Below are 26,811 nucleotides of genomic sequence, written 5' to 3'. Positions count from 1 at the left end.
ACAAATGTAAATCACATCCAACCTAAAAAACGGTCGCTGTTTTTGGGGCCAGTTTAGTCCAATGAGCTTGTTTAAGGATAGTTAATGGAGAATACTATGATACAAGCTGCTAAAAGAACGATCGCAACGTTTCTTCTCTTAATCCCAGGAGTCTTTTTAGAAGCAAAAACATATCTGATGGGTAGTGCCGGATTACAATTCGATCTAGGAGCATTGGGAAGTACGATCTCTACAGATGGTTTGGATTCTTCCAGTAATTACGCTACTACTGATTCCACGGGAACTCAGAATGGAGTTCTTCCCCGCCTCGCAGTCATTCCAGAGAATCGCTTATTAACCTTACAACATTCTTCCAATGGACTCATCAGTACAAAGACGAACGGAGGGATGACAGGCCTCACTTTGTCCTTAGGATATGAGCAAGATTTTGGAAAGGCTTTCTTCTGGAGAGTAAACGCCCATTATACTCGCAAGATTATGGGAGGAGATACAGAAGCGAAATTTGCAGGACAATCTTTTTATCATATGACCTGGGATTATAATGCGATACAAGTCCCAGTTAATATAGGGATCAAACTTTCGGTTTCAGAAGATGCAGCAGTATATATAGGTGCCGGGCTTCATTATTTTAAAGGTGGATGGAGTTTAGCGGGGCATAACCGTTTGAGCGATGTCCATCAGGCGTTAGTAGATGCAAACATTACTGATACTACTGTCCTGGGCTTGGTGTCCGACGGAACGGATCCCTCCGCAGTGTGGGAGAATACTAAATTTAATGTTTCCGGGATCGCTCCTAACTGGCTTATCGGTGCTCAGGCGAGGATATCGGATAAGGGTCATATCTATATGGAAATGGAGACGTTATTCTCCTTTCAATACGGGATTGCTCATCCTAGATCGGAGGGAGGAATTGCCGGTTTAGCACCAAGCGTTGCCTATCCTCAAGTTTTAGGTGGGACCCAATACAGATTCGGCTATAAACACGAGATCTGAAAATTTTAAACCAGATCTACTCTTCCCAAAAGTGGCACGAACTTCACAGGCAATCGGTTTGTTTCTTCAAATCGATTTTGTTCCTTCTTAAGAGTTAAAAGCAACTGGACTTCTTCCTTCCATTCCACGGGAAGAACTGCGATCCCTTCTTCCGTCAAAGATTCGAAAAGGAAACTTCCGGGTCCCGGGATTTTTGGAAAACATGCAGAAGATACAAATTTGGAAAATTTTGCTTTTGTTTGGGTGAGAAGTAACGCATCTCCAAATAGAAGTTTGTTCCTTTTAGTAAATCCGGGAGACCAAGTTTCCAAGACTCCTAAGGATCTTTCGTACAATTCAGGCACGATCTCAAAAGAGAGAAGTCTCGCTCCCAATAGATCCAAAATTGAGGCTAAATATCCGGACCCCGTGCCAATTTCTAAAATTGTATCTCCCGGTTTAACTTTAAGTTGGTTTGCAATGAAGGCGACTATATAGGGTTGAGAAATGGTTTGTTCTTCCCCGATCGGGACTGCTTTGTCTTCATAAGAATGTTCTCTGTATTTTTCAGGCAGGAATATATGTCTGGGAACTTTTAGAAATGCGGAAAGTAAGTTTGGGTCCTTAATCCCTCTTTCTGCAATTTGGGTTCGGACCATTCTTTCTCTTGCAAGAACAGTCCCAACATCATCGAAACGGGAGACGAAGCCTAAATCAGGATTTTCCATTGACGTCCTGGCCCGGCTCAGTATTTTGGTTTTGGGTTCGGCTTTGTAGCTCAGTCGGTAGAGCAGAGGACTGAAAATCCTTGTGTCGGCAGTTCGATTCTGCCCGAAGCCAAAACCCGATTATCCCTTCTTTCTTTCCTCTCCCAATTTCCATAGTTCGGTAAATACCAGATCTTCCACTTGTTTGCAAAGTTCGGGCTTATATAATTTTTTCACCGGCGGTTTAGGATATATATGTATCTCATCCGTGTCCGGTATATAAGTAAGCATCCGTAAAATCTGGTCCTCCCCTTCGATTTCATACATCGTGTAGGACATCCCCTTAGCAGGGATGATTTGAGAAGTTTCCAAGTATTTCATGATTCTACTGCTCTATCAAGTATAGATCTTTTGGAAAGAGATTTATTCTAGGCTTTTTGGTCGGAGGTGGGTTCAAGAGGAGGATTGATCTTCTATTATGGCCGTCTAAATTCAGCTCAATCGGTTTTAATTAAATCCCTGGTTCACTTGGCAATAGACTTTGAGTGAATTGCTTTTTCTTACTGCTTAAGTAATAATAGTTTCCTTTGATGCTTAAATGTGCGAAAAAAACATGATATTGTTTACTGGAGGGAAACCCTCTTTTCGAGAAAATCCTCAAACTCCTTTAACCAACCCATATTCAATCTTTTTATTGCAGATAATTTATCAGATTTCAGAAAGATAAAAAGCGTATTTCATTAACTACTCAGATTGATAAAAATTTAATGTCATGACCTTTCAAACTAGCTCTTTAAATGAAGAATGGAATAGAAAATCGTCCTTTTAGATTACGCTTAAATACCAAAAAATAAAGACTATCGTTAATGCGACGACTGCAGAAAAAATAAGCATAACAGGAAAGAATGTAGTTATTTCTTCCCATGAACTTCCATTTCCATCGGGAACCAATAATTTTCCTTTGCATCCCATCTTTGTCATGAAAACAGAGAAAAAAAGAACAATGGAATAGTAGCATAAAAAATTTAATATATAGCTACTTAATTTTGTTCTTCGATTTGGGTGCATCTTGTTTAACACTTTTTTTTGAGTTTTCTTTCCATTCATCATACTTATTCCACATATCTTTAACAGTTTCGCCCGCACCTAACCCAGCAGCTGACCATGGCGTCTCCGGAGGATTAGGGCTAAAAGGCCCATCGACAAAGAAATCATAAACACCTTTAGTGAATCCAACCCCAGTCACTAAATTTGTTAGCTCTCTTCCAACATTACCATATATTAAACGTTCAGCAACTTTATTTGTTATTTGCTTTTTAACATCGGGTGGAGCAGAGCCAAAGGCTTTTAGCAAATTGGGAATACTATGCTTTAAGAATCCTTTCGTTCCGGGAGAAGTTAATATTAAACGACCACCATTAGTAAATATAGCGTTGGTTCCGGCAGTAGTTGTTGTATATGCTGGCCCGGCTCCTAAAAGGGCCCAACTAGTAATAGCAAGAGGAACATCAGTTGCAGTGCGTTTAGCAAATTTCGAGTAGTCATGTTCCAGGAGATCTGCGCTAGCATATATTGCATAAGGTGCGAGCATGCCAGGCCCGGCGAACCACTTATACTCACCTTTGTCTTCTCTTTCCATCTTCCGCACAGTCGGTACAAAAATTTCCTTACGTAGACCGCGGAATCCATTTTGAAAATAACTCCACTGTCCAGGTGAAAATCCTTCATGTCCTGTCGGATCTTTATACCGAATCGGATTCCCCGCTACGTAAGAAAACCGATTCCAACCTTGTGTTGAACCTGCTCCATCAATAACAGTATCCGCACTGGCAAACCTCGCAATCTCCGGATCGTAATAACGTGCATTATAAAAATAGAAACTAGTTTCCTGATCTAGCTCCTGAGAGTTATATTTTGGACTGAAGTTTTGGTTTCCTCTTTGAACGAATGTCGCTCCGTATGGCTCGTATTGTAAAAGGCTGACGGTATGAGCATTGTCATCCAGGATCTGACCTACAGAATCTACCTGATCCGTTAAGAAATAAGCTGTGACTCCATCCTCGTTTAATGCAGCGATCCGGACACCGTTCAAATAAATATTATTAATGCTTTGTAGAGTATTATCTTCTTCTACGTATTCAAGACCGTAGAATTTGCTTGGATACAGGATTTCCTGGTGCTTGATTTCGGCCCCTTTCGGAACAAGGGCAGTTTTGCGAACCCGGAACCCGCCCTCGTCATACCGATATTTTCCAACTTCGGCTCCATCTTTATCTTCTACGAAGCTGATCCGATTTTCAGAATCGAAATGGATCTCTTTTTTGAGATCCTTGGAATTATCAGTCTGGGTAGTCATATTCCCGACTGCATCGTACCCCATCTGGAGTGTGCTTAGTCCGGTCTGAGTAGAATCAATTTTTAAGACTTGGTGGTTTTGGTATTGGTAAGCCCATTCATCCAAAACTTGGCCGCCAGCGAAATCGTGGCGTCGTTTTTTTAGAAGATTTCCGTTTTGAGCATAATCGAAACTTTGGCGGAAGTTTTTGGTATAATTATCCGCAGACTCCGTATAGATCCCGCTCGCATTTACGAGTCGATTTAGTCCGTCATAATCATAGGTATAATTCGTATTGTACTCGGAAGAAGTATTAGAGATTCCTACTATATTATTATTTTCATTAAATGCATAAACTGCATCTTGCAGAACCTTCGTAGTTCCGTCCACATCTCCGGAAGAATGGATTCTCACCAATCTTCGTTTTACGTCGTATGTATAATCGGTTTGGACTCCATTCCCTAAAGCAAATCCGGCAGTTTGACCGAATTCATTGTATGCGATATTCTCTACGATGGTTTTACCGCAAAATCCAGGTAAAATTCCGTTCGTATTTACTTGTACGGAAATTCCAGTAATATAGCCTGCACTACCGTAGGTGTAGCAGGCTTTCATTCTAGTATGACTGACTGGATGTTCCGGATAATGGATGGTCGTTACCCTTCCTAATAAATCATAGGTATAATTTGTTTCATACGGACCTCCTGCATCTTGCAGAGGAATGTCTTTGATGAGCCGAGTTTCTTTTTTCGGTCTTCCTAATTTATCATAACTGAATGTCTTGAGTTGGGAGGAACTATCGACCGAAACCAATTTTCCTAAAGCGTTCTCGCTTCCGTATCCGGAATCGTAAGTATAATGGACATCTCCGTCTTGTAACTCTTTCAGGATCATACGACCGAAAGAATCATAAGTGATTTGGATTATATATCCTCTGGCATCAGTAGTCTTAGTCAGGTCTCCAAAAGCGTTGTATACGTTTTTCGTGATCCCTAAATCCGGATCACTTTGTGTAACCAATTGCCCGAAAGCGTCGTATTGCCAATATGTTTGGTTTTTTCCAGATAGATCCTTTTGATTGATCCCAGTTGTAATATCCCCACAACTTAGATTGGTCCCGTTTAGGTCGGATTTTTTGATTAGATTCCCGGAAAGATCGTAACAAAAACCGATTTGAGCGCTTGTGCCGTCAGTTCCTGAATCTTCTACGAATAGACTTTTGCCTCGAGCATTCTGAATGGTTCTCTTTCTCGTTCCTCCGCTCGTCTCCACCAGGACTTCGAAAGCTCCATTATAGGTCGTAGTTGCAACACTAGCTGAGGTCTCACCTGCTGCTTGTGGAAGAATAGTTTTGATCTGTCTTCCAATTGCATCGTATTCAAAATAGGTCGGATTCTTCTCTTCCATATGAAGAGCAAAACTATCCAATTCGGAACCATCCGCCCAATCTGGCTGTCCAATACGAGCCACTCTTCCTACGGAATCATATACGATTCTTCCGGTGCGAACGAACTTTCCGTTAGAAGCAGTTTTAACCTGGTAGATTGCTCTACCTAAACCATCTGAATATTTGCGGAGAGAAAAGTCGGGATCTCCGGTTCCTGTTCCTAAGTTTGTTAAAGCACTGAGAGGAAAATTAGAACTATAATTATAAGAAGCCAGAGTTTTGGTCCCGGAATCCGTATCTGCGCTAGTCTCAGTAATCCTGCCATATAGGTCATATTCATATTCAGTTTTGTTTCCATTAGGATCGGTTACTCTGGTAGGATTTCCAAAAGCATTAGAATAATCGATTACATATGTAGTCTTAAAACGAATTCCTCCACCGAATGCGGTAGATTCTTTCACGAATTGACGAAGATCATCGTCGTAAACGAATTCCTTTCCTCTTGCAGGTGCAGAACTGGAGTCTTTCTCTAAGACTTTGTTTCCAAGAGTATCATATGCGTATTCAATAATGGAAGTCTTAGTAGCCGGTAAACCGCTTCCGGTGTACGATGTCACTGTTTTGGTCAGGTTTCCTTGACCATCATAAGTCATGAGGGAGGTTTTCTCAGTATTACTTCCCTGGAAGGAAACGGATTTCTTGATCCGGCGCTCATTGGTATTCGTGTCCGTCTCGAATTCAAAAGAATTTACGATTGTTTCCGAAGAATGGGATGCATCCTCATAATGATCGGTTACACTTTCCACCTTCTTCGTGATGCTATAACTATCTATCGTGAGAAGGTTAGTACTCGTAGTCGTCCTAGCTCCGGACAAGTAACTTTCTTTCTTAGTAGAATAAGCCACATAGGTTGCGACTCCAGGAGAGACTTCCATCTTTTTTACATCGTAAGAAGTCAGGGACTTTCCGTAATCCTGATTATCCGATCCTAGAATATGCATTTCCTTCTCCGCCCCACCTAAGGCACGGTTCATCATAAAATCTGAATATGGCATGCTATGGAAAGTGTGGACAGTACTTGCTCCTAGACTATCCTTCATAGAGAAGTTTGTGAATCCGAAATAGTCTGTCTCTTTTTTACCGTTGATGAATGCGGAGAACGCGACTCCACTGCTGTACTGATAGGATTTTTGGACACGATTTCCAAAACCATCATCAGCGATAATTTTTGTGCATACGCGATAGGAAGCCGGTAGATCAGGAATCCCATCTCCTCCGGTATTATCGAATTTAGTAGAATTATCGTATTCTAAATCGTAGATACCTCCGATTCCATTCTTGATCCGATTAATTATATCCGGAACGGAACCGGTAGACATGGCATAGTACCATGTCGGTTCACGCAAATGAATGATACCAATATCTGTAATTCCGTCCCCGTTATAATCACCTTGGATCCATTCGAAAGGATAAATTTTAGAAAATAGGTCCGATCGATCCACTTGCTTTATCAAATCAGATTCAGGCAGCGGGACAGATGCAACTTTTGTAATATCAAAAATCTTTTTAAGATCGAACTGAACTACCAGCGGATTTCCACTATTGTCAAACTCCCCACCGAAAACGGCAGAAATAGCCGAGTAAGAAGCCGAACTTACATTTCCACCGGATATCTTAAACTTATAGAAAGTAGAATTATCTCCGATCGATTTTCCCAGCATAATGGATTTACCGATCGATTCCGGATATAGCCCGTATGGAATTCCGGCAGGAATTTTAGAATCGAATTCTACAGCTGTAAGCGGAAGATTCGGCGTTCCGGTTACGCCTAACTTAGTAAATGTAATTTTGGAATTTAGAGCGTCCACAACGCCTATATACCAAGTATGAGTAGAAGTGGAACGATCCACTATTAGAAGTTGAGAAGTTCCATCACTCGCTCCCAGAAAATTCCCGGAGAAAAGGCTGAAATCTTTTCTTCTCGATCGATTCTGACCGCTAGTTCCCAACCGGAAAAAGTTTGTAAGGTTGGTTTGAGTGAGTGCTCCCATTGGAATAAGATTACGATTTCCGGTCGGCCCACTTAATAGGAATTTACCTGTTCCAGCGCCAGCTATAGGTTGATCGTCGAAGATCAGAACGGATTTCACACTCGCACTCGAAAAATTATCTATGATATATGTAGTGTCGTCGTAATAAAAATTCCCCACCTCTGAATCGGTGAAGGAGGCAAAATTTACTTTTTCAAAAGAAGCGGAAGAGGCATTTCGAAGAGCTGAGAAAGTATTACCGGTTCCCGACTCCTGATAGAATAAGACCTCATCTTTTGTATTCCTTGTGAATCGATCCGTCTTTCCGTTATTAGCGATCCTTAATCCGGAAAGTTCCGGATTAAAGTCAGAGAATACTCCTATAGTTGTCGCAGCGCCGATCCTGATATCAAATTTTGTAGTCTTTCTATTATAAATCAAAAGTTCAGGAGAAGTAGAGCAATCGTTTACTGTAAAACATCCTGGAAATGCAAGCTCTCCTCTATTTGGAAAATCGCTCCCATCATATGCATAATCTAAGAGTATAGTTTTCGTATCAGACGCAGCCTGAACGACTGCGGAAGCCTTGGCTATAGTCACCTCATCCAAAGGTAAAGGTGATTTCATGACTCGCTCTGCAGAAGGTCCGTAATTCATATCGCTATAAACACGATAACGGAATCCAGTACCTGTAGCCTCACCTATCCAAAACTTGCCATCACTTGCAGAGTAAAAGCCGATATCGGTACTTCCATCTCCATTAAAGTCACCTTGCAACCATTTGGTGATTTCTTTAAATTGAGGAGCACGAGACCAAACTCTAAAATTGATCGTGCGATCTCCTGTTTGTCCTAAAATCCAATCCCCACTGGATCTATCGAATACCAAGAAATCCGAGAACCCATCCCCGTCGAAATCTCCAGAAAAGCGGTCTTGAGTAAATAAACGTTGTTCCGGAGCAGTGAAAACTTTATAAATATACCAATCGAATTTAAAATAGAGAGGGCTCGAGGTGTCTGGATTCCTATTATTTTCTCCGACGATCCACTTGCCTGAACGAGCATCGTAAAGGGAAATATCGGTTCTTCCATCTCCATTATAATCTCCTACGAGAAAGTTAGCATTAATTCTACCCTTCCCCTGAGTGGAAATATCTGTAGTGGATTGGCTATCCATATTACCGTCAGGATTATAATCTCCACGATATAGATTCTTAAATTTGCTGGAGAACTTTAAGAATTCGAATTGTCCACCCTTATTGAGCATTAGGGTCCATGAGCCAGTCGGCTCATCAAATAGGACGGCATCTGAAAGACCATTCCCATCGTAATCACCTGGGAACCATTCCATTCTAAATATATCCGGAATCCCAGTCATCAACCTGCCATAATTTTTAAATTGGAAGTTATTCCCATTATGCTCGGCTACTATGAAATCGCGCGTTTGAGGAAGATAAAAAGCTATATCGGCTCGGCCATCTCCGTTGTAATCGCCGCTTACATTTCCTTTAAAGAATCGAATCTTTTCTAGGTTATCGTAACCTTTATAACGGTTCGCGTAGGTTTTAAATGTATATCCACCTCCCGGTTTTCCTTCGGCAGCTTTCCAATTTCCAGTCTTGGAATTGAAAAAGACGATATCGGAAATTCCATCTCCATTGAAATCTCCTTCGAATAATTGGGAATCTCCAGGTACATCTTCGGGCTCCGAGGAAAATGCGTTAGTCACATTCTGCCATAGCAAAATACGGGAAGCTGTTTGGTATTCAAATGAAGGCTTAGTAGTATTCCGATCTGAGTCTACGCTGACGAGTTTAGGTCGACCGGAATCTGTGGAAATCTCGTATATCATTCGATATTCCCAAAGTTTGCTTCCGTTGTATCCTACTTGGATCTTATCCAGAAGCTTATTCATTTTCATCACGTAGCCTGGGACCTTACTCACATAAGAATCATCCCGGGTTTTAGTAATGAACCGAACATATTGTTTTGCACTCACACCACTACGTGAATTGCCTGTATATCTAATTTCCTTTAAATAAAGGACACGATTTTCCGAATATTCGGAAGTATCATATTCAATATCCATAAAATTTCCATTCGTATCCTCTACTTGAGATAGATTCCAGCTATACGTTCTGGTGATTTTGTTTGGATCATAAATTCTACTGGAAGAAGTCTGACCATATATCGATTTTTGACCGGAGGAATCCCTTACTTCCCAAATTCCACCATTCTCGATATTCGTTAGTCGTAGAATTGTAAAATCTTCTCCGACGACTTCAGGGCGATAGGTTCCATTCTCATTCGAAGAATCGCCAGATACTTTGATCAGTTTCTTTCCATTCCAGGAAAAACTATCTCTTACATCGTAATACAAAGCCCCATATTCGGGAGTTCGGATAATGCTTCCCATCCCGAGATTCCAACCTACTCCCAGCCAGCCGTCTCCTCCAGAGGAAGAATAGCCCAAGCTAACATTTGGTTGTATTCCGGCTCTTCCGGGTGTGATTTCTATAGGATAGTTTAAGGATACCGCTCCGAAATTATTAGGTTCAGGTGGAGAAATAAAAATCGCACCTGAGAGAGGATTTGCCTTACTTTCGGGATCATCGATTGCCGCACTATAATTTGTCGAAATAGAATATAAGTCGCTACCTTCGGGAGAAGGTGCAGAGCCTGGTGAAGGAAAGGAAGTTGTATTAAAGGAAGAAGTTCCCGAAAAACCGATCATTTTGGACAATAGCTGTCCGACTCCACCTTCTCTGGAGCAGGAGAGCAAAAATGGAAAAAGGAAAATAAACAACCATGAGATATTTAAGTCTCTGTTACCAGATTTCTTTCCGATCTTTGGAATTCTTAAATTTTCAAGGTTTAAATGCATTTTCCTTTCCAATATACTTATAAACGAGCAATAAGGAATGCGAAGTGAAACCTTCACATTCCTTATTACAAATACCTAATACTTAATCTTAGAGGTAATTGTGTAGTCCCTTTCTATCAAAGGAGCTACAAAGAAGTTGTTTAACCCATATTGCAAAGCTCCTGGATTCAAGAGACTTATCGTAAATCCATGAATCATAGGATAAGGTGTTTCTGCAGGTGCTTGCCAAAAGGTTAACGCTTTCGCTAAAGATGATCCGCTCGTTACGACCGGATTCTGTTGCGCACCTTTATTAGAAATACTCACAAAAAACTCACCGCTTCCCTGCAAGGAAAAGGAAGAAGTCGGAGATAGAATAACAGATGCAAGTCTGCCTCGAATCGTTTTACCTGAACCTTCCTCGTGAGACCAAACAGTAAGGACCTTTTCGTTTACGATCACCGGTTTTGCAACTGCACGCGCAGTTGCAGGCAATGGACTATTTAAAGTTAAATATTTTGAAAAGAGTAGTTGCCCTGTCGGGAAATGCACGATCCTCAAGCGGGCTTCGTTCGCAGTAGTCGTATAGGCAACTGCACCGAACCCAGGAGAAGTAGCAACATCTGAATAAGCAGAAACGCCAGTATCTATCGTGAATGTCGCTCCAAGAGCTGAGGCATTCACCAGATCTACTCCTCTTCCTTTCAGGCTCCCATCGGGAAGCTTATAAAGAATAAGCCCATAATTTCCACTCATGTAGGCAGAAGGAATAATACTCGTTAATCCCGAACTTGAAGTGTAGGAGAGATCTACAAGGGTTATACCACTTCCTACTCTCGTAGCATTAGATAGAGTATATACGACACCTGTTGCGATGTAGCGATATCCTCCTGTGCCGTTTGCCGTCATGTGAGAAAAAGTTAGGAATGCAGTATTTCCTTCTCCAGAAGCGGATACTTTATATCCACCATAACCACCATCTTTCACTACATGTCCCACGTTTGTTATTGCATCTGCGGTTCCATTAGTTATTTGATATGTACGAACAGCTGCAAATGTATCCACATTGAATGCGTTTATAATAGCGTTTGTCCATATCAGCATTGCCTGGTTGGTTCCGACAGCTAAGTCGAAATTACCGTTACCAACTGCCCAGGCATCTCGTGTAACGACTTTTATATCGCTTGCACCCCAAGCGCGTGCTTTAGTTGTCATGTCCCAGCAAGTTACATATAAATCATTGCCATTTTGCCAAAGTAGTACTGCCTTACCGGTTTCATTTACCTTTACAATGAATTTGCCCGTCACACCGGTTACGTTCAGATCTACCATAGCAGCGACTGGTAATTGTGTGGAAATATTGTAGAATCTTCCCCAAAGGTCCGCATCCTTCTTCCAGACAACTAATGCTGTATCTCCGAAAGAAACTACCTGAGGTCCTGTAAAGGTTGAAGTACTGGTATGCTGGCTAACGTCAAACTCGGCAGCTCCAGGTTGTAATTGATAGATTTGCCCAGCACTATTGGTGATGGAAAATAATCCGTTAGCTAAGAAATTAGAGAAGTCTCCCCCGTCAGCCCAAGAACTCCAAGCTGCCACTCCCTGGTTATAATTTCCCATCCAGTTGACAGCATTAAAGTCCGGCCGAAACCCGAGACAACCCGCTGCATTCTTGGAATACCCCGCACAATTTACAGAAGAGCCGGCCAAAAAAGGACCATTCTGCTTTTGTGTGTAAGCGTTAGGTAAAAAGTTTGATGCGGTATCGGTATTCCATTGGGTAATAAAATTCGAATCCTGAGTAAGCTTAACATCTGCATCTTTCAAATTACTTTTAGTAGAAACAAGTTCCGTCTTTTCTACTTTTGTTAAATTTGCTTGGTTTAAAGTAATTGTAACCACACCGGCAGAATCCGGATCGGATGGCGGAAGTGATACAGTGAAAGGCCCATTGGTGTCACCAACATATAAAGTATCCCCGACTTCGATTAATCCGGTAGGTTTGGAAACTTTAACAACAGTGGCCCCAACTTCGAAGTCAGTGGCCAATTGCCCTCTCATCTTCGCTACCTTGCTATAATGTAAAGGCCAAACTGTATTACGATATGCGTTATTATAGGAAGGTCTAATGTAAAGTTCTACAATACTAGTTTCCGTATTTAAATAAGCATGCTGAGTAGGAAGTTGCAGGCATAAGGTCAAGGTCTGGGAAACTAGAACAAAATTTATACCGCAAGATTGCAATTTATAAGGATCACTAGTACTAATATCCCTTTCGATATGCATCCAGTCAGTTCTTTGACCACCAAATCCTAAACTGACTTCGAAATCCGAGACCTCTTCCATTTCATATAAATCGTTCATTATCGAACGTTTCATGTCATAAGAGAATTCGGTAAAATATTGGAAACTTCCTCCGATAGCCGGTATTCCGAAGCTGGGATTCAAATATCTAGTCTTATCTAGTTTTATTTTTACTTCAACTTTTTCACCGAAACCTACAGCTCCCAAGTATGTGGATTTTTTAGTTGGGTAATAAGGTGTATCCCCCAGTTCAATTGAATCCCATTTTGTATTCATTTGAAACGGAACATTTGTTACAAGAGGACTAGTTCCGAAATCTTTAATTTTCGCTCCATAATCCTTCATGGAAATATAAACGATATCGATTGAATCCCCCGCCCATATTGTAGAATCGATACCTTTCAATACCTGGGCCGGCTTACTCGCGCTTGGATCAAATAATGCAATCTGTCTGTTTGTTTCAGAACCATACATTACATATTCCGTAAAATTATAATATTTCCCCTTGGAGAAAATAACCCAGAAACCTGCAGTCTCTTTTGTAGTTTGGTCCCAAGTGCTCAATGAAGTCTGTTCGCATCCGCTGCGAACAGCACCATCCGAACCAACTACATTCGTTTTGTTTACGCAAGGAACTGTACTTTCAATACCTGCTATGCTGAACACACCGCTAGTGAAAATTCTAGTTTTATCTATCTTAGGTGCGATTTCTTCAAAATCTACAATCGTATCTCTGAATTTAATTTCTAAACCAGAGCACGCGATTCGTTTTAAGGCTTTTCTTAGGCTAATTCCCGGAGAAAGATTTGTGTTAACCGATTTAGTTGTACACGGATCTTCATTTCCTCCGCCGTCTACATCGAAAGCAGCAACTCTATACATTTCGCGGAAGCCGGGTCCGTAAATTTTGATCATTGCAGTTCTCGCTTTAGCGTTCTCTTCTACTATTTTAAGATTTTCTCCACTAAAGTTCAGCAATGCGGATCTATAATTTGAATCGGGAACATGAGTCATTTCATAGTCCACGATATAAATTTTAGGGGTGTAACCTGATGCGATCGCTCTTTGCACCTCTGCAGTATTCAAACCGTCCAGCTCGATCACGTATGGACCGAACTTTGTCCCTCCATATACTGCGACTTCGAATAAGCTATAATCAGCATTTCTCAGACGGAAACTTTGAATTGGGATCAAATCTCCAGAGGAAGATTCGAACATCAAAGAACAAAGAATGTTCTTCAACTTAACGGGCATGTTCACCGAAAGGTTTTCGATATATAATGCTGCTCTTACATAACCAGCATTTGGATCTACTTTGGAAGATTCATTGATCTTCTGGGACTTCTCTCTTCTGAATTTTCGGGCTTTATCCGTACTGGAATTTGCCTTAACGCTCCAACCTTCCCGATCTAAATTGTTTTTGAACGGTTTGTCCGCCCATTTGGTAACAGTATTATTGGTAGAAAAAGTCGCACCCCAACTCTTACTTGAATTATTGCTGTAATTTACCCCACTACCTTCCGTCTTAGTGGTTTTGCCCTTTTCTTCTGTTTCAGATCCACCAAGTGTAGCACCACCGTCCACTCCGGAACCACCACCAATTCCTACGGTTAAGGAACTTCCGTATGTATCCTCATACTGAACAGTTTTTAGATTTACCTCATTTTGGTGGATACTCTCCGAACCTTGGTTTCGAGTAGATTCGAAATCCTGGGAATTGATTTCGCTGATGATCTCATCACTCTTTAATTCCGAGCTTAAAAGAATTTCAATCTTCATTGTAACGGGTGGAGCAATGGTTGTTTCTACCACAGGATAATCCGCCACCCAAACATTTGTGTTCGTTTCATGAATATTTAGAATTCCATCTCCATCGAAATCATTCAAAATACTTGTTCCCGTTGGATCGATAGCTCCACCTAAACTTGCAGCATTGATCGGAGTACCTGGTGCATACTTGAAGATAGAACTCGTAGGAGAAGGGCGTGAATCCGTTATCAATCCCACTTTTTCCGCAGTGAGCTTGACTGCAGTAGAAAGATCCACATCTCGATTACCTTCTCCTCCCATAAAACTACAAGAGTTTATAAGCAGAATAATTCCCAAAACTGTTGCCCAAAAGGAAGAAGGATGATTTTTTACAGCAGATGAATCGATGATTTCTGAAGTATTCATTTTATTATAATTTTTTAATATATTATTCATTTCAATATCCTCAGAATTTTATTTTCGAAGTGATTGTGTAATCCCTTTCGATCAATGGGGCGATAAAGAAATTGTTCAAACCAAACTGCAAGGCTCCCGGGTTCTGGAGGCTCACATTAAATCCTCTGACTCTTGGTTGCAAAGTGTCTTGAGCTAACCAAAATGCCATGGCATTCGAAGTGTCGGGCGTTGCCGTCGTATTTACATTTGATTGAAATCCCTGATTGGTTGTACTAAGGAAGAATTCGCCGCTTCCCTTTAGGAAAAATTTCTTATTCACGTCCGTATTATCCGGATCGATTACGGCTACCCTGCCTCGAATTGTTTTACTAATAGATCCTTCCACATGTTCCCAAGTAGCGATTGCATTTTTACCGACTAATAGAACCGAACCACCATTTCTCGACGTTGCAGGGTTTGCTGAGTTTAAAACGAGTGAATTGCTAGTTCCTAGTTGCCCTTCCGGCATTGCAAAAGTTCGCAGTCTAACATTATTATCCGCAGTTGTTGCATATACAATTACGCCTGGGTTCTTCGTGACTGACATATTCCAAATCGGATTAACCGTCCCCGACTCCACATTGAAAGTACTCCCACCGATTAAGGACCCGGCACTTACGTTTATTCCTCTCGCTCGAAGATAACCCTGAGCCGTTCTCCAAACCACCATTCCATATACAGGATTCGCACCTCCTGCAGTGTACAATCCTGTTCTAATACTTCCGCTTATGCCTGCTCCTGCTGAATCCAATGTTCTGACTGGACCCCCGATTGCCGCGCCTGCAGCAAGATCATATGGTAAAGTGAAGACAGAGGATCCGTTATCGTATGCGGTGATATTCGATAAGAGGGCATAATTACCTATTGCAACCGCAGATACTGAGGTTTTTCCCCATCCTGCTAAATCATTTCCTCCCGAATATGTAAAGGCAGCTGCAACCGCTGTTGCAGTAGCTACGTCATACAACCTTGCCAGAGCATCATGCTGGGTCCAGTTGCCAATATACTCTATCGAGGAAGTAATATAACTATTTTCATAAGTTACTAACGCTCTATTCGTACCGATTGCCACATCTATATTCATAGTAACACTGGAAACAGGCACTCTCAGGCGAGTTGCAACCTTGCTCTCCGTTCCGATTCTAGTTTTCGTAGGCATGTCCCAGAAGCTTACAAAGAGATCTAAACCGTTTTCCCATGCCAAAATGACTTTTCCGTTTTCATTTACCTTTGCAGTGAAATTACCGTTAATCGGATTTGTAGAAGTGTTCATGTCGAATTGAACTCCGACAGCTGCCTGGGTGGAATTTGTATAAAGCCTTCCCCAGATATCCGAATCCTTTCTCCAAATGACAAGAGTGTAATCGCCATTCGAAATTGCTATAGGACCATATATTGGATTCGATCCTGTATGCTCACCTACCATATAGTCGGAAGCTCCAGGTTCCAATTTGTAAACAAGCCCGTTACTAGTAGTTAGCCCGAACATTCCGCTGGAAAGGAAGTTAGAAAAGTCCCCTCCATCAGCCCAAGAACTCCAAAGAGCTACACCCTTATTATAATTTCCCATCCAGTTAACTGCATTAAAGTCAGTAGCAAACCCTAGACAGCCAACTGGATGTTTTGGATTTGCTAAGCAATCGATTGATTGCCCTGCGGAAAATGTAAGATTTTGTGCAGTCGTATAAGCAGTAGGAAGAAATGCAGTAGTCGCTTCTTGATTCCACTTTGTAATGAAACCGCTGTCCTGAGTTATCTTGATATCTGGAGTTTCCAAACCACTTAACGTGATCACGGTTGTGGTTTTTATAGCATCGAAACCTACAGGCTGATCTAAAGTTAATGTTACAGCTCCCTCGCTATCCGCGGACGAAATATTCAAGATTGTAAACTGCTGAGAATTATCGCCGATAACCAGAACATCATATTGTTCCAAAAGACCGAACGGCTTTAGTACCCTAATTGTGCTCGCTCCAGAAACAACTGCATCTGCCAAAGTCCCTCTCATTTTTCCGACCTTGTAATAAGGTAAAGGCCAAACAGTCCTTCTATAAGCATTGTTCAAAGAAGGGCGAACATACAATTCCACGACGCTAGTTTCAGTATCCAGAACTTCATGTTGCGTAGGAAGTTTAACACATAAAGTTAAGGTCTGAGTGGAATGTATAAAATTTACTCCGCAAGACTGTAACTTATAGGGATCTGAATTATTTAAATCCCTTTCGATATGCATCCAATCTGATCTTTGTCCACCGAATCCCATGCTGATTTCGAAATCTGCAACTTCAGTTCTTTCGAATAACAAAGGTGTAGTGATTCGATTATATGAGAAATCTTTAAAGTATTGGAAATTTCCGGAGATTGAAGGAGCTCCGAAACTCGGATTTAGATATTGAGTTTTATCGAGTTTGATGGAAAGTTCAATTTGTTCTCCGAAGCCGACTGCACCCAAATAGATCGATTTAGTGTTAGGATAATAAGGATGAGGTCCTAATGAATCCAGATCCCAGGCTGTATTCATTTTGAAAGGTAAGTTCGTTACTAATGGATTGGTTCCGAAATCACGGATTTTTGCTCCATAATCTCTCAAAGAAATATAAACGATATCCACTCTATCGCCTGCCCACAAAGTAGAATCGATCCCTTTTAGAACAGAAGCTGGCCGGGGAGCATTCGGATCGAATTTAATTACTTCAGGATTTTCTCCCTGAGTTAATAAGTATTCCGTAAAATTATAATATTTTCCCTTTGAGAATACAACCCACACTCCGCCATTTTCTTTTTGCTCTGGAGTCCATTCGCTAAAAGGTTTTTGAACACAAGCGGTCCTAGGGTTATTGTCAGATCCGATGATGTTCTCTTGTCTATCACAAAGAATTGTATTTTTAACCCCGCCAATAGACTTTATTCCTTTTGCAAAAACTCTTGAAGCGCTTAATTTGGGGGCGATGTCTTGGAAATCCACTACGACATCTTCATATTCTATTTCTAATCCCGAACAAGCGATACGATTCAACGCAGTCCTCAAGCTAACGCCTGGGGAAAGATCTCCTACTACAGATTTAGTCTGGCAAGGGTCAGAAATTCCAGAGCCAAGATCGAATGCAGCTACTCTGTACATTTCACGGAAACCAGGTCCGAAAATTTTTATAAGAGCGGTCCTTGCTTTGGAGTTTTCCTCTACGATCTTTAAGTTATCACCTGTAAAATTCAGGAGAGCTGATCTATAATTCGAATCTGCAACATGAGTCATTTCATAATCTACAATGTAAATTTTAGGGGTGTAGCCAGATGAAATAGCTCTTTCAATTTCCGCGGTATTTAAATTAGTAAGTTCGATTACGTAAGGACCGAATTTTGTTCCACCATAAACCGAAACTTCGAAAGGACTATTGTCGGTGTTCATCAATCTGAAACTTTGAATAGGTATTAAATCACCTTCGCCAGTTTCAAACATTAGGGAACATAAAATATTTTTAATTTTCACCGGCATATTTACGGATTGATTTTCGATGTATAGTGCTGCTCTAACGTAACCGGCATTCGGATCCACTTTTGAAGTTTCGTCTATCTTACTTGCCTTATCTCTTCGATATTTCATCGCCTTATCGCTGGAAGAATTCGCTTTTACATTCCAACCCTCTCTATCCAGATTATTGACGAAGGGTTTATCAGCCCATTTAGTAAGAGTCTTATTAGTTGAAGCAGTAACCCCCCAGTTTTTAGAAGAGCTAGTTCCGTAATTAGCTCCCGTCCCTTGGTATTTCACTCCGAAACTTTCCGAGAGAGAGTTTGCCCCATTGAAAGAAATGGAATCTGAGTATGTATCTTGGAATTGAACCGTCTTTAAATTTAATTCGTTTTGGTGAATCTTTTCAGAACCGTCATTGCGAGTTGAAGCGAAGTCTTGAGAACCTATCTCGCTAACTAATTCATCACTGTTCTGATTGGAGCTGATCTGAATGTAGATCTTCATCGTAACCGGAGGAGCTATGATTGCATCGATCATCGGATAGTCAGCTACCCAAACGTTAGTTGTCGTCTCATTTGTATTTAAAATTCCGTCACCGTCGAAATCGTTTAGTATATTCGTTCCAGTAGGATCGATGGTTCCTCCTAAGCTGGCCGCCTTTACTTTTGTACCAGGAGGAAGGCTAAAAAGATTATCAATCGGTACTACCGGAGGTGTAGGTAGACCTGGGAGACCGCCTTTATCCCGAATTAATGGAATTTTTTCGGCAACAAGCCAAGTCGCTTTCGTAATATCTACGTCTCCACTCCCGAAGCCTAGATCGCTTAAACAGCCAACAAAGGAAAATAAAACAGAAGCTAAAATAACTTTCCTAACAACAATCCTAACGATCAAATCGAACATCGAACCAACCTCCGGTTTCCCATCACTCAAAAGAACCAAATCCAAAATATAAAACATCCCGGACAAATTTTTCGACGTGAGTCGACTTTTTTGACTGAGTTAAAATTTTTACTCACAGTTCTGCCTGATTCGTCTCTGAATCGAAACACAACTTAGGCGTTTGAATGGACGTTTCAAAAAAGTTCCCATTTTTGTCCAATTTTTTGCGGCTAACTGAAAAAAATTTTAGGAAAAGTTGAGAAAACAGACAGTTATTAAGCGAAAATGAAACTAACGGAAAAAAATTTGGGAACTTTTTGTCCCAACTGGGATAACATGGAAAAATCAGAACGTATCCCATAACGGATGGTTTATATTATTCTAATATGGAATATGCGATCTAAAAACTTTCGTATAAAAACTATAACTTTAATTTTTTATAATATTAAAAGCTACAGTTTCATGAGATTAATTATTTGCAAAGCAGATGCCCCGAATACAAATAATTCGAAAATATAAAGCCCTTCTTCTCATCTTGATATATATCAAAAATGTAAGATTAGCAACCCTCAGGTTACCGTATTATTTATCAGTCTGAATTTTACGTTCTATTTGTAACCAAGGCCACTAATTTCACACCTGTGATGCTCGAATATTTCACTTATTCACAAATGATCGAGCCAAGGCTGAAAATCTTGGATGCGTTTTAAGAGCCGTCACGAGGGAGACGGCCAAGTCTACCTATATTAAAAAGCTTGTACTAAAAAGCCTTTTCGTATAATCTTTCCCAATGACTCGGTCCTCTCTTAGAACTGACGGGGCTTTTCTTGTCGGGATCACTGGGATGATCGGTGGTGGCAAATCCACTGCGACTCGGATCTTGGAAGAGCTGGGCGGAATAAGGATCAGCGCTGACGAGATCGCCCGTAAATATACGGACCCGAACAGCCCGATCTCCAAGGAACTGATCGATTCCTTGGGTCCGGAAATTCTAGATGAGTCCGGCAATATAGATCGGAAAAGGATCGCGAAGTTAGTATTCGGAAATCCCGAAAAACTGAAGATCCTAAACTCTTTAACCCATCCAAGGATACGTAAGGAGTTTTTGGAAGTTCTGGGCGGCCTGGAAGAAGCTAGTCTGGTCCTGTGGGAGGTCCCACTTCTTTTCGAAACGGACTCCTATACCCTTTGTGATGCTACGGTCTGTGTGATCTCAGACCCGGAAGTTTCCCTGGAAAGGACAGTAAAAAGGGACGGGATAAGCAGAGAAGAAGCGGAAGCCAGAGCAAAAAGCCAGCTTTCTCTTCAGGAAAAAGCGAAGAAGGCCGATTATTCCATTAAGAACACAGGGGATTTGCAAGACCTTCGTAAAGAATGCGAACATTTGTACGCTGAATTAAAAGGAAGAATGAAATGAAGGAAAAAATTTTCTACGTCATCAATTTAGATAATAAAAGGATCTCCTTGCTCTCCCTATTTTTAGTGGGACTACTTTTTTCATTCTTCTTCTTAGGAGTTTCCGTAGGTAGAAAAAGAGGCCAAGTGCAAGACGACCTGGCTCTCAACTCTAATCGAGACAATATGCAATCCTTATCTTCTTCCACTGTGAACCAAGCAATGGATGAATCCTCTGCTCCTTCTAACATTAAAAAAGAAGAAGAAGTCAAATTTAGAAATCTTCCTCCCGGTGCGGAAGTTGTGGATCTAAGATCCGAAGTTTCTCCCTCAAAAAAAGAAGAGCCATCCAAGATAGAAGTAGAAGCCCCATCCTCTTCTCATCCTGAAAAAAAATTAGTCCGGAAAGAAAAGGAATCCAAGAAATCAATCCACACTTCCCCTCGTAAGACTGCGGTCCATAAGGCTGATAACGATTTTTTCGTACAGGTGGCGGCATTCAAAACCAAAGAGAAGGCAGATGAACTCAAATCTTCTTTAGGCGCGAAGTCGTACGTGAAAAAAACCAAAAATGGTTATTTTACCGTTCGTATGGGAAATTTCCCATCCAAGGATGACGCGGAGAAATCCATGAAAAAACTTCCTGGCAATTTGAAAGAAAACGCTTTGGTCTCTAAGGAATAATTTTTTTTAGATATTTCCCTGGCCGATCTTCTATATTTTTTCAATTGACCTAGGAACCGTGAAACCCCAAGTTCGTTGTTAACAGAAATGGATCTGAAAGAACTCGAACCAGTTCGTCTTGCCGTAGTCAGATCCACAATCGAAAGATTGCGTCATACATATTCGGATCTTTTAACATCAATTAAGGGATACGACGGGATCCCCTCCTTTTTCGAAAACAATCTTTATGCTCCCACAAACAAGGAAGAAAGAGACAATGCACTCGAAAGTTTGTATGAAAAATTAAAAACGGTCGCCGGCAAGGCAATGACCGACAATATCCATCAGATCATTCTACTGAATAAGCTCACAGACTCTTTGGATTTTGAGACCGCAAAAGTTGTACTCGAAAATAATCTGATGGAGAACGGAGAGATCCCTCAAGAAAATCTTTATGCTGCCTTGGGTGCAGTCGGTAGATTCGACGACAGAAGAGCCCAGATCGGTATGGTAGGAGAGACTCTAAAATTTTTCTTCTCTCTTTCAAAACTTCCAATGGTAAAACTGATTATGGCCCCGATCAAAGTTGCGGCCTCGATGGTAGGAGCTACTTCTCTAGTAGATACTATGGAAGCCGGTTATAATCTATCTACAAAGATCAAAGACCTACAGCCTTTCATCGAGTCTTTCATAGATAGAGAAAACAGACTTTTAGGTAAACTGATCAACGGCGAAAAACACGAACCAAGCCAATTTTAATTTTCCGAAAGAACTCCGTTTCGGATTCCCTCTTGCCTTTTTTTAGATTTCCTAAATCCTTTGCTCCGGCCGGAGCTTCGGCCTTGGGGCAAACTCATGTTTATAGGACATTATAGCGTTTCTTTCGCTTCTAAAAAAGCGGAACCCAAAACTCCTCTCTGGGCGAGTTTTATCGGGGTTCAGTTCGTAGATATTTTATTTATGATCTTTATCTTATTCGGGATCGAAGGTATTAGATTCGTTCCAGGTTTTACTGAAGTGAATAATTTCGATCTTTATTATATGCCGATCACGCATAGTTTAGTGGGTGGAATTGGCTGGTCGATCTTATGTTTTCTGATCTTTAAATTCGTTTTTTTAAGATCCAAACCATATTCAGATTCTTTAAAGAACAAAATTTCCGGACTTATCGGTTTAACCGTTCTTTCTCATTATTTTCTGGATCTTCCTATGCATACAAAAGATCTACCTATCCTATTCGATTCAGGTCCTAAAATAGGTTTTGGTCTTTGGCATAATAGAACTCTTTCTATCGCGACGGAAGTAACCCTTACCTTGATCGGTTTGGTTTTATATTTTAGAGCGACTAAACCAGGCACAACTTTCGGTGGAAAATACGGAATGCAGATCTTCGGCGGGATACTATTGGTTTTAGCAGTTGCCACTCCATTCTTCCCTCCTCCACTTACAATTCCTGAATTCTCCATCCAGGCATTAGTAGGTTATGTGCTTCTTGCTTGGGTCGCAGGTTGGCTGGACGGAAAACGGATCCCGATTGAATCCTGATCTTAGGCGTTTTTCTAATCCATGCAAAATAATAATTATCCTTTTTTAGGAGCAGTCGGTCTCTGCATCTTAGTTTTAGTTACCGGTGTTGGAATTGGGATCGTGTTTGCGATCCTTCAATCCGTTGCAAAATGGAATCTAGATGCGAAACTAATCGCAGCAATTGGGAACTCAGCCTCTTTCGGACTGGCAATTTGGGTCGGACTTAAAATTTCCAAAAAGGAATATGCAGAAGTTTTAAGATTCAGATCTCCAAAAGTGTTGGAGGCGCTTAGTTTCGGAATTACTGCGATAGGTTTTTCTATTCTTCTTTCCGAAGTGGATAATTTGTTTTCTATGTTAGTCCCTAAACCGGACTTTATCATAAACTTATTCCAAGGATTGTTTGACGGAGAAAATATTTTCTTATCCGTAATCTTACTTTCCGTCGTAGCTCCGATCACAGAAGAGCTTATGTTTAGAGGAGTGATCTTAGATCGGCTCTTGAAAACTTTTTCTGTAATATCTTCTTTCCTTCTCTCTTCGCTTTTGTTCGGACTAATCCATTTGAATCCTTGGCAATTTATCGGATCCAGTATTCTCGGGATCTATATGGCTTGGGTGGTTTATAAAACTGATTCGATCTGGAATTCGATTTTAATCCATGCTGTATTTAATGGAATTCCACTTATCGTTTTGCATGGGCTACAACTCGAAATCCCCGGTTTCTCCGCTCCCATCTCCGGAAAAATCCAAATCCTTCAACCTCTTTGGCTAGACCTTTTGGGTTTACTAATTACTTGTTTTGGATTATCTTTTACATTCTTTTTATTTAAAGACCGGAACGAAAAAACAGCATAAGCTAACAATCCGTAGGTCCGTTTCTTCTATTCGGATTACAACTGTGTAGTTTTTTCATTTTTAGAAGTCGAACAGTATTGGCCGAAACTTCTTGGCCATTCGTATATTCAGATCAATCCGTTAGAATCAAAAAGGCAAAAACACAATGGTGGCAAACTCCGTCCAAACTACAAATTTTTCAGAAAAAGGAGCGGTTAGTATCAATCGAATCCGTATCGGATTCTCCATAGTGATGCTTTTAGTAAACGTTCTGGCCTTATTCTCTCAAGGATCCAGTTCCCAAACCAGTACGTTCATAAATTTTTCGATAGAGCTCACCATTTTCAGTTACGGGATTGCTCAGATCATTCTACTCAAAAAAGGAAAACTCAAAAGTTCCTTTGTAACTCTTTGCGTATTTTTAGATATCTTAATGTATTCACTCATCTTCATCACAGTAACCGTTTTTGCTGCTAATGCGGAAGCGATGGTCGGAACGTTGAAGATGCCATTCTTTATCATGTTATATTTTTTCGTGATGATCTATTCCGGCCTGCTCCTTTCCCCTAAAACTACTTTGATGGTAGGGTATCTGGCATTGATCGGAACATTCTCAATGGATTATTTCGCATGGTTGAATGGAGTTGAATTCAAATACACTACGGATAAGTCCACAGAGATCTCCGTATTTTTCGAGATCATCCGATTCGTATTTTTCGTTTTAGGAATTCACATCCTGACTTCCGTAGTAAAATTTTTAGTTTCCGTTTCCGACGTGGCAATCAAATCCACAGTTGAAGCCGAAGCAAAAAGTGAAGAAGCGGAGAAGACCAAAAACAGGATCACTGACGAGGCTACCGTCCTGAACAGAAATACTTCCGAAATGAAAAACGAAATGGACACTTTGAATTCAGAGATCCAAAGCCAGGTCTCCAGTATGGAACAGATCAGCGCTTCGTTAGAAGAATTAGCCGCATCCACGGACAGCGCCGCTGAATTTGTTAAGGCTCAGTTCGGAAAGATAGAAGAACTGAACAAAGAAAGCGATACCTTAAATTCTATCTTAAAAGACGTGCGTATCTCCACTGACTCCTTAGCCAAGACTACTGAAGAGTCCAAAGGTTATAGTAAAGATGTTTCCGGAGCAATGGAAGTATTAGGAAATAATTTCGGGGAAGTAAGTAAATCCTTCAAAAAAGTCCAAGATGTAAACGATATTATGAGAGAGATCGCAGATAGAACGAACTTGTTAGCGTTAAACGCTTCTATCGAGGCGGCAAGAGCGGGAGAGCATGGAAAAGGATTTGCAGTAGTGGCACAAGAGGTCGCAAAACTTGCAGATAGCGCTTCCGAAAACGCCGCCACAATATCTAAAATTATTGCAGAAGCTGCAAAACTGATCACAAACGGAAATACTGCAGCGGAAGAAACAAAACGAAAAGTTTCCGTCCAAGAATCCGGATTTACTTCTGTGGTAGATAACCTAAATCAATTGAGGTCCAGGGTGGAAAACCAAGGACGTATTCACGAGTCCTTCTTAAAATCTTTCCGGGAATTATTTGATCTATCCAGACAGATCGAATCCATTGCAAGCGAACAGAAGAACGGAACCAAAGAAGTGGTGCAGGCACTTTCTTCTATTGAACAATCTTCGAATCTTATCTCAGAAGGTTCCAATAGAATGAGAGCAAGCCTAGAAGAACTTTCAGAGCAGTCCAAAAGATTAGTCGTTCAGTAAAATCAGGAAAAAAGTTCTTTCCAACATAGATAAAAAAATAGGAAATCAGGAATTGTTTCACCCTTTTAGGGCAAAATCCTGGCTTCCGATTGTTATTATACCAATGGAAAACTTCGGCCCTAGGTTTTTCTCGGCGATCCTACTTATCTTGGGCACTTTTATGTCCTGTGCTCTCGGGGATTCCCCGCTAGATCCAACCCTTTTAAAATTGGAAGCCTTCCTGCTTCCTCAAATGCAAGCAAAAGGATTCAGAATCGTTTCCACTATAGAATACAATTTTGATAATCCGTATGCAATCGCAGTGGATAGCCAAGACAATGTATACGTAGCCGAAAAATCATGGACCTGTGACGTGCAGCATGATTATACCGGGGGTTGTCCTTTGTATGTGATCACGACTCGGTCCAGAGTTTTAAAGTTCGATCCTTCCGGAAAATTTTTAGGATGGTTAGGATTAGATACTACGGGCGCCAAAGGATTTCATTCAGCACCAACAAGCGCAGTAGCCGCTTTCGGATTAAACCCGGAAGAATTTACCATCATAGGGGGACTTGCTACGGATTCCCAAGATCGTCTATACGTTTCAGACGCATATAGGATCCAACGTTTTGATTCTTCTTTAAATTTCGAAGCATGGTTAGGGAAAGCAAGTGATAACAGTATTGGCTGGCATGCCACAGGTCAGCCGCAAGGAAATCCTTCCGCCACTCAAGACGACGGAGCCATGAACACTTTCGGCTCTATTTCTTTTTACGGAAATAAGATCTATGTCGGTAGTGAAGTATTATATTACGTAAATCGTTACGATCAATCCGGAGCTTATGAAGGTTGGCTCGGGAAAGATACAAATAATGTGAAAGGATGGCATACACCGCTTGCAGGTGTAGGCTATTTTAGAGGAACATTTCACGGAAATGATATAGGAGCTTTTGATATCACAAAAGACATAGCCATTGATCCTACTAATGGAAATTTATTCGTAGTGGATTCGGTTCATGATCCTGTACTTTCCGTTTGGGCTCCGGATGGAACTTATCTTACTGGCCTTTTTCATGGAGGCACAGGCATAAAACCTTATGCGATCGCGATTGATTCCTTCGGCAATGTGATAATCTCGGATATGTACCAAGGAACCATTCGAGGATACGATCCCAGTTTGCAGCAAAGGGCCACCTTACAAGTGGAACCACCTTCTATTCCGAATGTATATTATCCGATCGTTGGGTCCAAACTCACCGTGGCCAGTAACGGTTACTTATACGCAGTCCACGAAACTGGGAATCGGATCTTGAAAATAAAAATACTATATTCAGAGTGGTAAGGGTTTGGCCGCGTCCATAGCGGGTTTTTAGAATTTCAATATCCTTGACTTCCCAATCTCCATTGAAAAACTGACGTTCGTAACCCGTCGCGAGTGTGGTGAAATTGGTAGACACGCCAGATTTAGGTTCTGGTGCAGTAATGTGTGGGGGTTCGAGTCCCTCCACTCGCAAAA

13 protein-coding genes and 2 tRNA genes are annotated in these 26,811 nt (G+C 41.1%); 10 read left to right on the top strand and 5 right to left on the bottom strand.

Annotated elements, in window-relative coordinates:
* The first annotated feature begins 96 nt into the window (after window positions 1-96).
* Window positions 97-993, top strand: coding sequence for a porin OmpL1 (locus LPTSP_RS01180; protein WP_108927026.1), 897 nt, complete (start codon window positions 97-99; stop codon window positions 991-993).
* A 5-nt stretch (window positions 994-998) separates the two neighbouring features.
* Here the strand turns inward: LPTSP_RS01180 and LPTSP_RS01175 are convergent, their stop codons facing one another.
* Window positions 999-1,700 carry a protein-L-isoaspartate O-methyltransferase family protein gene (locus tag LPTSP_RS01175; RefSeq protein ID WP_108927025.1) on the bottom strand — a complete coding sequence of 234 codons (702 nt, stop codon included), beginning with the start codon at window positions 1,698-1,700 and terminating at the stop codon, window positions 999-1,001.
* Window positions 1,701-1,739: 39 nt separating this feature from the next.
* On the opposite strand from LPTSP_RS01175, the gene LPTSP_RS01170 reads away from it, so the two are divergent.
* Window positions 1,740-1,812: transfer RNA gene (locus LPTSP_RS01170), tRNA-Phe, on the top strand.
* 8 nt (window positions 1,813-1,820) lie between these two features.
* Here the strand turns inward: LPTSP_RS01170 and LPTSP_RS01165 are convergent.
* The 4 genes from LPTSP_RS01165 to LPTSP_RS01145 all read right to left on the bottom strand — a co-directional run bounded on the left by LPTSP_RS01165 (window position 1,821) and on the right by LPTSP_RS01145 (window position 19,177).
* Entirely contained in the window at window positions 1,821-2,060 is a 240-nt protein-coding gene (locus tag LPTSP_RS01165; protein WP_100767914.1) for a hypothetical protein, read from the bottom strand.
* Between the two features lie 655 nt (window positions 2,061-2,715).
* Window positions 2,716-10,314 carry a SpvB/TcaC N-terminal domain-containing protein gene (locus tag LPTSP_RS01155; RefSeq protein ID WP_108927023.1) on the bottom strand — a complete coding sequence of 2,533 codons (7,599 nt, stop codon included), beginning with the start codon at window positions 10,312-10,314 and terminating at the stop codon, window positions 2,716-2,718.
* Between the two features lie 75 nt (window positions 10,315-10,389).
* Window positions 10,390-14,802: an LIC12048 family lipoprotein gene (locus tag LPTSP_RS01150; protein WP_108927022.1), complete on the bottom strand. Its 4,413-nt coding sequence runs from the start codon at window positions 14,800-14,802 to the stop codon at window positions 10,390-10,392.
* A 10-nt stretch (window positions 14,803-14,812) separates the two neighbouring features.
* Entirely contained in the window at window positions 14,813-19,177 is a 4,365-nt protein-coding gene (locus LPTSP_RS01145) for an LIC12048 family lipoprotein (protein ID WP_135354744.1), read from the bottom strand.
* Between the two features lie 769 nt (window positions 19,178-19,946).
* Between LPTSP_RS01145 and coaE the strand changes: the two genes are divergently transcribed.
* From coaE to LPTSP_RS01105, 8 genes are all read left to right on the top strand, one after another.
* On the top strand, window positions 19,947-20,573 hold the full coding sequence (coaE, locus tag LPTSP_RS01140) for a dephospho-CoA kinase (RefSeq protein WP_108927020.1): 627 nt from the start codon (window positions 19,947-19,949) through the stop codon (window positions 20,571-20,573).
* Window positions 20,570-21,235 (top strand): SPOR domain-containing protein, encoded by a 666-nt coding sequence (locus tag LPTSP_RS01135; RefSeq protein ID WP_108927019.1) that lies wholly within the window; start codon window positions 20,570-20,572, stop codon window positions 21,233-21,235. Before coaE ends, LPTSP_RS01135 begins: the two co-directional genes overlap by 4 nt.
* An 87-nt stretch (window positions 21,236-21,322) precedes the next feature.
* Window positions 21,323-21,973 (top strand): FFLEELY motif protein, encoded by a 651-nt coding sequence (locus tag LPTSP_RS01130; RefSeq protein WP_108927018.1) that lies wholly within the window; start codon window positions 21,323-21,325, stop codon window positions 21,971-21,973.
* Between the two features lie 96 nt (window positions 21,974-22,069).
* The gene (locus LPTSP_RS01125; RefSeq protein ID WP_108927017.1) at window positions 22,070-22,759 is read left to right on the top strand and encodes a hypothetical protein; all 690 of its coding nucleotides are present in this window, start codon (window positions 22,070-22,072) and stop codon (window positions 22,757-22,759) included.
* Between the two features lie 21 nt (window positions 22,760-22,780).
* Entirely contained in the window at window positions 22,781-23,599 is an 819-nt protein-coding gene (locus tag LPTSP_RS01120) for a CPBP family intramembrane glutamic endopeptidase (protein WP_108927016.1), read from the top strand.
* A 145-nt stretch (window positions 23,600-23,744) separates the two neighbouring features.
* Window positions 23,745-25,316, top strand: coding sequence for a methyl-accepting chemotaxis protein (locus tag LPTSP_RS01115; protein ID WP_108927015.1), 1,572 nt, complete (start codon window positions 23,745-23,747; stop codon window positions 25,314-25,316).
* 208 nt (window positions 25,317-25,524) lie between these two features.
* Window positions 25,525-26,637 carry an NHL repeat-containing protein gene (locus tag LPTSP_RS01110; protein ID WP_245915437.1) on the top strand — a complete coding sequence of 371 codons (1,113 nt, stop codon included), beginning with the start codon at window positions 25,525-25,527 and terminating at the stop codon, window positions 26,635-26,637.
* 89 nt (window positions 26,638-26,726) lie between these two features.
* Window positions 26,727-26,808, top strand: a tRNA-Leu gene (locus tag LPTSP_RS01105).
* Window positions 26,809-26,811: the final 3 nt, after the last annotated feature.

Origin of the sequence: Leptospira johnsonii (assembly GCF_003112675.1) — a bacterium.
Classification (GTDB): domain Bacteria; phylum Spirochaetota; class Leptospiria; order Leptospirales; family Leptospiraceae; genus Leptospira_B; species Leptospira_B johnsonii.
This window is presented reverse-complemented; position numbering and strand designations above follow the sequence as displayed.